Source organism: Nocardia amamiensis NBRC 102102 (assembly GCF_001612745.1).
GTDB classification, from domain to species: Bacteria; Actinomycetota; Actinomycetes; order Mycobacteriales; family Mycobacteriaceae; genus Nocardia; species Nocardia amamiensis.
On record NZ_BDBA01000065.1, the window covers coordinates 1 to 11,452 of the forward strand.

At 68.3% G+C, this 11,452-nt stretch carries 12 protein-coding genes; 4 read left to right on the forward strand and 8 right to left on the reverse strand.

Annotation, left to right across the window (positions count from 1 at the left end; genetic code table 11):
* Window positions 1-334: 334 nt before the first annotated feature.
* The 3 genes from tyrS to NA4_RS40370 all read right to left on the reverse strand — a co-directional run bounded on the left by tyrS (window position 335) and on the right by NA4_RS40370 (window position 3,225).
* Window positions 335-1,624 carry a tyrosine--tRNA ligase gene (gene tyrS / locus NA4_RS14775; protein ID WP_067470189.1) on the reverse strand — a complete coding sequence of 430 codons (1,290 nt, stop codon included), beginning with the start codon at window positions 1,622-1,624 and terminating at the stop codon, window positions 335-337.
* 491 nt (window positions 1,625-2,115) lie between these two features.
* Window positions 2,116-2,748, reverse strand: a complete 633-nt coding sequence (locus NA4_RS14780) for a DNA-3-methyladenine glycosylase (protein WP_084497100.1) — start codon at window positions 2,746-2,748, stop codon at window positions 2,116-2,118.
* A 213-nt stretch (window positions 2,749-2,961) separates the two neighbouring features.
* Window positions 2,962-3,225: a hypothetical protein gene (locus NA4_RS40370; protein WP_157129015.1), complete on the reverse strand. Its 264-nt coding sequence runs from the start codon at window positions 3,223-3,225 to the stop codon at window positions 2,962-2,964.
* 22 nt (window positions 3,226-3,247) lie between these two features.
* On the opposite strand from NA4_RS40370, the gene NA4_RS14790 reads away from it, so the two are divergent.
* The 4 genes from NA4_RS14790 to NA4_RS14805 all read left to right on the forward strand — a co-directional run bounded on the left by NA4_RS14790 (window position 3,248) and on the right by NA4_RS14805 (window position 7,025).
* A complete protein-coding gene (locus NA4_RS14790) occupies window positions 3,248-4,771 on the forward strand; it encodes a multicopper oxidase family protein (RefSeq protein ID WP_067470203.1) in 1,524 nt (507 codons plus the stop codon).
* Between the two features lie 90 nt (window positions 4,772-4,861).
* Window positions 4,862-5,593: an ABC transporter ATP-binding protein gene (locus NA4_RS14795; protein ID WP_067470192.1), complete on the forward strand. Its 732-nt coding sequence runs from the start codon at window positions 4,862-4,864 to the stop codon at window positions 5,591-5,593.
* Window positions 5,590-6,384 carry an ABC transporter permease gene (locus NA4_RS14800; protein WP_218022300.1) on the forward strand — a complete coding sequence of 265 codons (795 nt, stop codon included), beginning with the start codon at window positions 5,590-5,592 and terminating at the stop codon, window positions 6,382-6,384. Before NA4_RS14795 ends, NA4_RS14800 begins: the two co-directional genes overlap by 4 nt.
* Window positions 6,381-7,025: a TetR/AcrR family transcriptional regulator gene (locus tag NA4_RS14805; protein ID WP_067470194.1), complete on the forward strand. Its 645-nt coding sequence runs from the start codon at window positions 6,381-6,383 to the stop codon at window positions 7,023-7,025. Before NA4_RS14800 ends, NA4_RS14805 begins: the two co-directional genes overlap by 4 nt.
* A gap of 22 nt (window positions 7,026-7,047) precedes the next feature.
* Here NA4_RS14805 and NA4_RS14810 read toward each other — a convergent pair whose 3' ends face one another.
* From NA4_RS14810 to NA4_RS14830, 5 genes are all read right to left on the reverse strand, one after another.
* A complete protein-coding gene (locus tag NA4_RS14810; protein WP_067470196.1) occupies window positions 7,048-7,566 on the reverse strand; it encodes a L,D-transpeptidase in 519 nt (172 codons plus the stop codon).
* 224 nt (window positions 7,567-7,790) lie between these two features.
* Window positions 7,791-8,024: a Trm112 family protein gene (locus tag NA4_RS14815; protein WP_067470198.1), complete on the reverse strand. Its 234-nt coding sequence runs from the start codon at window positions 8,022-8,024 to the stop codon at window positions 7,791-7,793.
* Between the two features lie 10 nt (window positions 8,025-8,034).
* Window positions 8,035-8,580 (reverse strand): GtrA family protein, encoded by a 546-nt coding sequence (locus NA4_RS14820; RefSeq protein WP_307188583.1) that lies wholly within the window; start codon window positions 8,578-8,580, stop codon window positions 8,035-8,037.
* Window positions 8,577-10,832 (reverse strand): hypothetical protein, encoded by a 2,256-nt coding sequence (locus tag NA4_RS14825; RefSeq protein WP_067470201.1) that lies wholly within the window; start codon window positions 10,830-10,832, stop codon window positions 8,577-8,579. The genes NA4_RS14820 and NA4_RS14825 overlap by 4 nt, the downstream gene beginning before the upstream one ends.
* A gap of 116 nt (window positions 10,833-10,948) precedes the next feature.
* A complete protein-coding gene (locus tag NA4_RS14830; RefSeq protein ID WP_084497102.1) occupies window positions 10,949-11,446 on the reverse strand; it encodes a GtrA family protein in 498 nt (165 codons plus the stop codon).
* Window positions 11,447-11,452 lie beyond the last annotated feature (6 nt).

The following is an 11,452-nucleotide window of genomic DNA, read 5'->3' on the forward strand; positions in this document are numbered from 1 at the left end:
GATCCGATCCGGAGTGACCGGATCTTCTCTGGGGCAACTTTCCCAGCCTAACCAAGCAACCGAGCGAAGTCAAGTCCGATCGGTCTATCCGATTGTGCTGGCCTGTCAGGCGCTCCTCGTCCTACCTCGTTTCCCAGTCCCTCCGCTCAGCGTTTCCGCCTCGCTTCTCGGCTCCGGGTCGGTGTCCGTGTCGCTCTGACCTGGAATAAGTTACGCGGCGGATAACGCTACGTCAAATCGCCTGAACACGGAGGTGTTTGCGCAGGTCAGAGGCGCGGCGCCGGTGTGAGCGGGGCCTTGAATCACACCGATGTGATTCAAGCCACCGCGATCTTCATGCACCTGCCCGCAAGACCCCGGCGAGGTTCTTCTTCCCGCGCCGCAGCACGAGCCACTTCCCATGCAGGTAGTCGGTCTCGGCGGGAGTCCACTCGACGTCGGAGATTTTCGTGTTGTTCACCGAAGCCCCGCCTTCGTTCACCGCGCGCCGGGCGGCGCCGCGGCTCTCGCACAGACCGGTCGCGACGAGCAGATCCACGATGGTGGCCGGCTCGCCGGCCGCCAGACGCGCGATCTCGCCGTCGATCGCGGCCTCGCGCAGCGCGGCACCGAGGGTGAGGTCATCGAGCTCACGCAGTTCGCCGCGACCGAACAGTGCCTGGCTGGCCAACTGCACCGCACGGGTGTTGCCCTCGCCGTGCACCAGGGTCGTCATCTCCGCGGCCAGCCTGCGCTGCGCCTCCCTGGCATGCGGGCGCTCGGCGGTCGCCTGCTCCAGCTCGTCGAGTTCCTCCCGGGACAGGAAGGTGAACCAGCGCAGGTAGCGCACCACGTCGGCGTCGGCGGTGTTCACGAAGTACTGGTACCAGGCGTACGGGCTGGTCATCTCCGGGTCCAGCCACAGGCTGCCGCCGCCGGTGGACTTGCCGAACTTCTTGCCGTCGGCGGAGGTCACCAGCGGAACGGTCAGCGCGTGCACGGACGCGCCGTCGACTCGGCGGTTGAGTTCGACGCCTGCGATGATGTTGCCCCACTGGTCGGAGCCGCCCACCTGCAGCGTGCAGCCGTAGTTGCGGCGCAACTGGAGGTAGTCGTTGGCCTGCAGGAGCATGTAGCTGAACTCGGTGTAGGAGATACCCTCACCGTCCAGGCGCCGTTTGATGGTGTCGCGCGCCAGCATGACGTTCACCGAGAAGTGCTTGCCGATGTCGCGCAGGAAGTCGACGGCGGTCAACGGGCCGGTCCAGTCCATGTTGTCGACGATCACCGCGCCGGTCGGCGAATCGTCCAGGTCCACGAAGCGTTCCAGTTGGGAGCGGATCCGCCCGGCCCACTCCGCCACGGTGTCGGTCGAGTTCATGGTCCGCTCCCCGACGTCGCGAGGGTCGCCGATCAGACCGGTGGCACCGCCGGCCAGCACGATGGGGCGGTGGCCCGCGCGCTGGAAACGCTTCAGCGCGAGCAACGGCACCAGATGGCCCGCGTGCAGGCTGGCGGCGGTGGGATCGAAGCCGGCGTACAGGGTCAGCGGCCCGGCGGCCGCCGCCGCGCGCAAGGCATCCAGGTCGGTGGACTGCGCGATCAATCCGCGCCAGGTCAGTTCGTCGATGATGTCGCCGCTCACGCCGTCCTATCTTTCCGCATGAGGTCGCGGGTGCTGTGTGCGCCTCAGTGTCGTCACGCGACGCGACGCAGGTCGAACAATTATTCGCATGTGCGGTGAGCGATCGAACTCGCCGCGACCGGGAACGTCGGCGTGCACTGATCGGGTCGTCGGCGATGACGGCGCGGGTTGCGATCAGGACCCGCTGCCGCCCGTCCACCGGAGAGCTCGTGCGAGTGACTGCTGCCGCTCCCGCAGTCCGCTCGTCTGCCGGTGGCAGCCACTCGGCTGGGGTTCGCACCGGCTGGAGCCCTCGCGCCGTGGCTGTTGCGGGGGCCTTCTGCGCTCACGTCAGGACCGTCGTCGGACTCGACTCCGACGACCGTCGTCGCTGATGCCGCATTCAGCGGGTGAACGTTTCCCGCAGGGCGGCGACGCCGTCGCGGCGCTGGTAGGCAATCCAGGCGAACACCACGGCGAGCACCAGCGGGAACGGCGCCAGAGCCGGGGGGCTACAGGGCCTTCGCGGTCGACAGGGGCGCACGCGGACTGCGCCGGTAGACCGACACCGCGCGGGAGCCGGAGAGCCAGAACCGCCACGGCACGTCCGCTGCGGTGCTCACCCCCACTCGGGGACCGCTGGCGATCTCGGCGGTCTCGACCGGGCCGTTCAACTCCAGCCGGATCGGGGAGGACGGATCGAACAGCAGGGTTCCATAGTCGCTCAATGTGATTCCCAGTGCGGTACCGAAATTGCCTGGGCCACGGGCCAAGTCGAGATCGGAACGGGCGGCCGGACGCCGAGTTCGGACCGTCTCCAGTCCATCGATCACCTCGCCGGAGCGGATCAGCACGGCGCTGGCGGTGCCGTCCGGTCCGCTCGTCACGTTCACGCAGGTGTGCATGCCATAACTCAGGTAGACGTACAGCACCCCGGCAGGACCGAACATCACGCCGTTGCGCTTGGTCCGCCCGCGCCCGGAATGCGAAGCCGGGTCGGGCCACGGCCCGGCAGGGTCTCCCCCGTACGCCTCGACCTCGACGATCCGTACCGCGACCGGCCCCGACCTCAGGGTTGCCCCGAGCAGACGGCGGGCGGCGGCGGGCGGTTCGATGGCGAGTTCTTCAGCGGACACGACCGCCATTCTCCTCGATGGGCGCGACGGGCGCGCAGCCACTGAAGGCCGGATCGTCGTCCAGCCAGGGTTCTCGCGAGGATGCCGGAGATCCTGTCTGACCCGGGCGGCCGCACGCCAGGTTATCCGCGTGCTGTTGGCATCGGTCCCCGTTGTCGCGCGCGGCGGCTGAGCCCAGGACACCCAGAACACGCCGATCGGTGTGGTCGCCGCGAGGAGCGTCTAGAGAAGGCGAGTCGTTCCGCCCACGGTCACCTCCTGGGCGACCGGGTCGATGGAGGTGGCCCAGCCCTGGACGAAGGCGATCCCGGTGCCTGCCGACAGCGGAGGAATCCGGTGGTCGGCCGGATCCTGGCCCGCGGCCGGCCGGCGAACCGGCCCGACGGTTGACCAGCAGGCGGGCACTCCGCACCCTGACCACTCCGGCTCGGGCATCAGGGGCGGACCGGGGAGGAAATGGGGACGCTCCCGGATGCGGTGGGGCACTGCCGATTTCTACCGTCAGGCCATGTCTTCGGATTCCCGGCCGCGCAGAGGGCGGCGGTTGCTCCTGGTTCTGGTTTCGGTCGTGACGTCGCTGGCTCTCGCGATCGCCGGCGGCGTCACCTGGGTGTACGTCGGGGCGACCGTATCCACTGTCGGCAGCGCCGAATTCCGCAACGAACTCGCCATCCCTCCGCTGGCTCCGTCGCGGATCGACACCGACGGAACCCGCACTTTCGAGCTCGACATGCGGTCGGGGCGAAGGGAATTCCTGCCCGGGCAGACCACGGAGACGTGGGGATTCAACGGCGACTATCTCGGGCCCACGCTGCGGGCACGGCGCGGGGAGAAGGTGGCGGTCACCGTCCGCAACAACCTGACGGAGGCCTCGACCGTGCACTGGCACGGGATGCATCTACCCGCCGCGATGGACGGAGGTCCGCACCAGATGGTGGCGCCGGGGGCCGACTGGACGCCGAACTGGAGCATCGATCAACCCGCGGCCACCCTGTGGTACCACCCGCATCCGCACGGTGAGACCGAAGAGCACGTCCGGCGCGGCCTCGCGGGCATGTTCCTGCTCGACGACGACGTGTCCACTGCCCTGCCCCTTCCCGCGACCTACGGCGTGGACGACCTGCCCGTGATCGTCCAGGACGTGAAGTTCAAAGGCGCGGCGTTGGACTCCGCCCACGCCATATTCCGTGATGTCGGATTCCTCGGCGATCGAACCATGGTCAACGGGACATTGACGCCGTACCGGAACGTCGGCGACGAACTCGTCCGCCTGCGTCTGCTCAACGCCTCGACCGCGCGCACCTACACATTCGAATTCTCCGACCAGCGACCGTTCGCGCTCATCGCCACCGACGGCGGCCTCGTGGAACGGCCGATCACCCTCGATCGGCTGCGGTTGTCGCCGGGCGAGCGCGGCGAAATCGTCGTACGGATGCGACCCGGCGAGCGGACGGTACTGCGCAGCGGCAAACTCGATGCCGGACTCGGTTTCTGGACCCAGCGGTTCGCCGGCGGCGACGACACCTTCGACATCCTGGAACTGCGCGCGGCCCAGACGCTGCGGCCGTCACCGGAACTCCCTGCGACACTGGCACTCCCCAGCACGCCGGACGGCTCCGATTCGGTGCGGGAACGGCATTTCGATCTGAACCTCGCCGGGATCAACGGCACGCCCATGGCGATGGATCGCATCGATTTCGGGGTCACCCGCGGCACCGCCGAGACCTGGGTGGTGCGCAACAACGACGGTATGCCGCACAACTTCCATGTCCACGATGTGCAATTCCGGGTGCTCGCGGTCGACGACGGCCCACCGCCCGCCGCGCTGACCGGCGCCAAGGACACCGTCTTCCTGCCGCCGAACGGCACGATGCGGCTGGCCATGCGGTTCGACGGCCCGGCCGATCCGGACACGCCCTACATGTATCACTGCCACCTGCTCTGGCATGAGGACCTCGGAATGATGGGCCAGTTCGTGGTCGTGAACCCGGGCGAGAGCGCCGGGACCCCGCCGCGCCACCACGGCCACTGATTTTCCACGCCCGGACACTCTTGCCGGTCGGCCGCGGCCGCGCTAAATTCATCACATAGTGAATTCAACACTCGATGAATTGAGGCGCGCGTGTCGCAATCCACCTCTTCTCCCGCCATCGAAGTCCGGGCCCTGCGGGTCCGCCGAGGCGGCCGCGAAGTACTGCACGATGTCTCGCTGACCATCCCGCGCGGCTCGATCACCGGCCTGCTCGGCCCATCGGGTTGCGGCAAGACCACGCTGATGCGCTGCGTCGTCGGCACCCAGATCGTCGAAGCGGGGGACGTCACCGCCCTCGGTCTCCCGGCGGGCTCGGCGGCGTTGCGGCACCGGATCGGGTACGTCACCCAGGCGCCGAGCATCTACCCCGACATCAGTGTCCGCGACAACGTCGCGTATTTCGCCGCGCTCTACGGCCGCGATCGCGCCGACGTGGACGACGCGATCACGGCAGTGGGCTTGAGCGAGAACGCCCACCAGCGCGGCGACGAACTGTCCGGCGGCCAGCTGACCCGGGCCTCGCTGGCATGCTCGCTGGTCGCCCAGCCCGATCTGCTGGTGCTGGACGAACCGACGGTCGGGCTCGACCCCGTCCTGCGCGTCGAACTCTGGAAGCAGTTCCACGAATTGGCGGCGAACGGGACGACGCTGCTGGTGTCCAGCCACGTCATGGACGAGGCCGAGCACTGCGACCAGCTGCTGCTGATGCGCGAAGGGCGGCTGCTCGCCCAGCTCAGCCCGGACGAACTGCGCGCACGGACCGGCGAACAGAACCTCGAGACCGCCTTCCTCACCCTGATCACGATGGGACCGAACGCATGACCGCCACCCTCGAAGCCGCGCCGCGGCGGATGCCAACGCTGCGGCCCTATGCCGCGACCACCGGCCGCATCCTGCGGCAGCTGCGCAACGACCACCGCACCGTCGCCATGATCCTGGTGGTTCCGGCCCTGCTGATGACGCTGCTGTACTTCATCTACAAGGACACCCCGGCCAACCCGCTCAACCCGGTCCCGCTGTTCGACCGGGTCGGCATCAGCATGCTCGGCATCCTGCCGTTCATCGTGATGTTCCTGATCACCGCGATCGCCATGCAGCGCGAACGCACCTCGGGCACGCTGGAGCGCTTGCTGTCCACGCCGCTGTCGAAACTCGACCTGCTCGCCGGATACGGCACCGCCTTCTCGCTGGCCGCGGCCGCGCAGGCCACCGTCGCCTGCCTGGTGTCCTTCGGTCTGCTCGGGCTCGACGCGGCGGGCAGTCCCGGCTGGATCGTGCTGATCGCGGTGGTCGACGCGATCTGCGGGGTGGCGCTCGGGCTGCTGGCAAGCGCGTTCGCGCGCACGGAGTTTCAAGCCGTACAGTTCATGCCGGTCGTGGTCGCGCCGCAGATCTTCCTGTGCGGCTTGCTCGTTCCCCGCGACCAGCTGCCCGATTGGCTGGAGGTGATCAGCAACGTGATGCCGTTGAGCTACGCGGTCGATGCGCTGCAACAGGTCTCGACCCATCCCGAGGTCACCGGACAGATGTGGCGCGACCTGGCCGTCGTCGCCGGATTCGCGATCGTCGCCCTGATCCTGGGCGCGGCGACGCTACGACGGCGGACCGCGTGACAGCAGGCAACGGTTCCGGTGGCGCCGAGCGGCCCACCCGCAGCGGTCGCAGGCCGGGACAGTCGGGCGCCCGCGAGGCCATCCTCGCGGCCGCCCGCGCGCGGTTCGCCGACACCGGTTTCCACAAGACCTCGATTCGCGCGGTCGCCACCGACGCCGGGGTCGATCCGGCCTTGGTGCACCACTACTTCGGCACCAAACAACAGCTTTTCGCCGCGGTGGTCGAGTTGCCGGTCGACCCGGAGGCGACACTGAAGATCATCGAGTCGGCGCCGCTGAATCAATTGGGCGAAACCATCCTTCGCGCCGTCGTCGCGGTGTGGGACTCCCCCGCTGGACCGGGGATCGTCGCGGCGGTGCGCAGCATCCTGGCCGGAAGCGACGACCCGGCCCTGGCCAGGACATTCCTGTTGGAAGTCGTGCTCGAACGCGTCCGCCACCGGATCGCTACCCCCGAGGACGACGGTCGCACCCGGGTCGCGCTGGTCGCGTCGCAGATGATCGGGGTGCTGGTGGGTCGCAAGATCATCGGCGTCGAACCGCTTGCCTCCATGGCGGCGTCCGACGTGGTCGCCGCCGTCGGTCCGACGCTGCAGCGCTATCTGACCGGGGACATCGGGCAAGTACCGGCGGCCAGGTGACCTCCGCGATCACCACGGCCGGTCATTCGACGACTTCGACGATGTCACCGGGCGACAAGTACTCGTAGAACGCCTTGGCGCCTTCATGTGTCATCCGGACGCAACCGTGCGATTTCTTCTCGATGGGGCCGACGTGGAAGGCGATATCGCCGTTGAAGAAAATCGCGTACTCCATCGGAGCGTTGTGCATCGTGCTCCAGTGGAATTCCTTCTTGAACGACACCTTGAAGACCCCGGGTGGCGTCTCGTATCCCGGCATCCCGTGCGAAATCGGCGTCGGACCGTAGACCACCCGGCCGCCGTCCATCAGCCAGGCTTCGTCGGTCGACAGCCGCATACACGCGCGGGCCGCGGTGGAACAGGGTGCCACGGCCGGCGGCGGTGGTGGTGGCGGAATCAGAGCGGGCAGACCGGGGATGTCCGGGCCACCCGGCCAGAGCGGTTCGGCGGGTGCGGGGGCGGCCATGGCAAACCCCGCCGCGACCACACCGCAGGAGATCACACATCGAGCTGTCCAGTTACGTAAACGCAAGCTGCTCATTACGTTTCCCGACCTCTCTCCCCTTACGCCCCCTGTATTGCTCAGCAGGCTGGTTCGAGCGCCCGACGCGGGAGCGTACGGACCGTCGCGAGGTGTAAATGATCATGGCGGACCCGGCTTCGGAGGGTCGACGAACCTGAAGAACGTGACTCATCCGTTGCCGAGCGTCGACCTCGCGGTCCGGGGAGCGGGCAGAGAGAGGTTCAGCAGAACGCGCGCAGGAGTCAGATGCCGGCCTCCGGCGCGGTGAACGCTTCGTGTTCGGCGTCGGTGACGTCTCTGGCCTCGTCGACGAGCAGCACCGGAATGCCGTTCTCGACGGGGTATGCCCGGCGCAGGCGCGGGTTGTAGAGCAGCGAGCTGCCGTCCGCGGCACGGACCAGCCGCAGCGGGCCCTTGTCCTGCGGGCAAGCCAGCAGGCTCAGCAGTGTGGCGTCCAAGGTGGTGTGCTCAGGCATACGTGGAAACCTACCTTCCGGTCGAATCGGATCGGGAACCGTCCGTGGCGGGTGCGCGGCGAAACGAGATGTGACGGTGCCCGAAAAAACTCGCGACCGCCACAAGCGCCATCACCCCGATAGCGGACGGGATGCTCGGCAGATGCAGGACCGAGACTCCCATTTGGAGCAGCACCATGTTCATCAGCAGCCCGCCGGAGTTCACCGCGACGAAGGCGGCGAAATCGCGGACCAGCCGACCACGCACCCGGAAGACCAAAGTCCGGTGCAGGACGAACGCCACGATCACGCTGACGCCGTAGGCCGCGGCGGGCGCGACGGCGGCGGGCACCCGGTTGCCGAGCAGTACCAGCCACATCACCGTCAGGGCCATGCCGAGCCCGGTGTTCACCATGCCCACGACCGCGAACGCGATCTCTTGGCGTCGCACCAGTCGCAGTAACGGCCCCGGATCCGCGGCGATGTCGTTTGCCGCTGACGTGCAAAGAGGCTCCATTGCGTTCGTGGCGTCGAGACGCCGCAGGATCCGCGCCCGCGCCGCTGCGCCCGCGCTCATCGGACAGCGTCCGCCAGATCGGGCTCCGGGGTGGCCGCCGAATCGGATAGCGCGGGCTCATCGGTCCCGTCGGCCGGGCGGTCCGTCCGGCGCCTGCCGCGCAGGTAGGCCCATTCCAGGACACCGACACCGGCCAAGCCCAGCAGTGCCGCGGCCACACCCAGCTGCCAGCCCGGCGGCCGCCAGGTCAGCACCAGCTCGCTGCCCGTCGTGCCAGCCGGAATATCCACGGCCACAAACGTTTTCGCCACGAGTGTGGCGGGGATCTCGCGACCGTCGAGCGTCACGCGGTAGCCCGGCCACCCGAGCCGGGCGAAGACGACCCGCCCGCCATCGGCCGAACTCACTCGCACGCGGCTGGTCGTATCCGATTCGGCGAGCGAAGTCGCGGTTCCGCCCTGGACGGCCGCGATTCGGCCGTTCCGAGTGGAGATCAGGCCGTCGCTGCGTTCCAGCACCGAGATGTACTTTTCGTGTCCCGGGTGGTCGACCCAGGTCCAGCCCGATGGCGCGGGCTGCTCGCGTACGTCGGGGTACAGGGCGCGATGCAGCACCACCCGGTCGATCTTCATCAGATCGACGATGGTTTTGCCGGTGGTCGGTTCGGTCGCGAAGGCGCGCCGGTAGGCGTCGGGGCAGACGCTGGTGTCCCAGCGCATGCACAGCGTCTCGCCGAACCAGTAATGCCCGTTCGGGGTGTAACCGCTGACATACGTCAGCTCGAGATCCTTGGCATAGTTGCCGAACACCAGCGACCCGTACGCGCCGCGCAGGCTCCGCTCGTCCGGCGGGATGAGCATGCGGTCGCCGAGCTGCAGTGTGGTCCCGGGGAAATCGGGGAACGCGGCCTTCATCTCCGATCGGTTCTCCGGCAGATTCCAGCCCATCGGCGTCGGCTGAGCCGCCCACACCTGCGCATAGGCGATCGGGAACACCGACGCGATCACCAGCGCGCACGCGGCGGCCACACCGCGGCTACGGGCCAGCCAGACCACAGCCGCTCCGAGCGCGGCGACGCCCAGCGCCGCGACGACATGCCCGATCGCCTCGTGCGGAGCCGCGGACAACGATCGCGCCCACAACAGACCGATGAGCACCGCCGCCGCGATACCACGCCGCCGCCAGTCGTCGAACGACGCGAAACGACCGAGCAGCACGCATACCAGCACCAGCAGGCCCAGCGCGACCATCGGCAGGACGCGGGCGGGCCAGCGCAAGGGACCGATCGCGCCGGGACCCGCGGTCCACATCAGTGCCATCGCCGCGAACAGCGCGGGCGCCACCAGCTCGCGCGCCGAGTCGAGCGCCTTGCGCCAGTCCACGAATGGCAGCGCCGGAATCAGGAACCAGGCGATGTAGACCACCGGCATCGGCTGCACGTAGCCCCACCACGAGTTGAACGCGGGCAACGTACTGGGCAGGCTCGCGTTCAGCGACTCCGACCACGGCACGGTGAAGAACTGGTCGTTGTTGATCTGCGCGGTGCCACGCCAGGTCACCTTCGCCGACAGCATGCTCGGCACGTACGTCGCCGAACCGGCCAGCGCGGCGCAGGCGGCCACCGTGAGCAAGCGCAGCGACGGCCGCCACGCCTTCTGACGGACGAATTCGCCGATCGCGACGGCGCCGACCATCAGACCGGCCTCGACCGCGGGGAAGATGTACTGCACCGAGATGGCCAGATACAGAAAGACGAACGTCGGGATCGGCCCGCTGGTCCCACGGGCGTACCGCACTCCGGAAGCCCACGCATGGGCCAGCCAGGCCGTGCCGGTGAACGCGGTCATCCAGCTGGATTCGTCGAAGAACAGCAGCCATCCGGTGAAGGGAATGGCGACGCCCGCGACCGCCGCCCAGGGCGCCTTCGCCGCGTAGGCCAGGCAGATCCGATAGACGCCGAGCCCGAGGATGATCGCGAAGATCAGTTTCACCACGGTGGCGTACAGCGCGAGGTTGTCGACCGACGGCGCGATCAGATCGATCAGCAGCTGCGGCGGATTGAGCAGGCCCGCCTCTTCGATCGTGTAGTTGCCCGCCATCCAGTGCTCGGGCACGAGCGCGGGAAACCGTCCCTCGCGCAGGTATCGACCCAGCATCACCCATAGCGGCGCGTACTGCGACTCGGTGTCGTCGGTATAGAAATGCCGGACGTTGGCGAATAGAACCGCGCCGTATCCCGCGATCACACCGAGCGCGGTGACGATGCCCCAGATCAGGACTTCTCGCGAAGCGAAGGTTCTACGTTCGGCCACGAGTCACAGACCCTACAGGCAACACCCCGCTACCCCGGCCGGACCGTGCCGGGAAGCGACGCATCCGCGGGCCGGACCGCAGCGGGCGCGGGTACCGGTCGGAACGACTGTGCGCCCTACCCCGCCGCCCCCGCGGACCGGACTTCGGAGCGGCGCCGGAACGAGATGTAGCGATGGCCGAAGAAGCTGGCGACCGCGACCAGACCCATCACCACCACCGCGGACGGAATCCGCGGCAGATGCAGTACCTCGACCGCCAGCGAGAGCAGCACCGTATTCATCAGCAGCCCACCGGAATTCACCACGACGAACCCGGCGAAATCGCGCAGCACCCGGCCACGCACCCGGAACACCAAGGTCCGGTGCAGGACGAAAGCGACGACGATGCCCATGCCATAGGCCAGCATGACCGAGACGGCGGGTGGCCACGCGTCACCCAGTACGGCCAGCCACGCGACGGTCAGCGCGATACCGAGCAGGGTGTTGCACACACCGACCAGAGCGAAGGCGAACTCCTGCCTGCGTACGACACGCAGCAACAGTCCTGCCGGAGGCCCGTCGACCGCCTCCGCGCTCGGGTCACCCGTGGTGACGGGGCGTCCGTTCTCGCTCATGCCTGC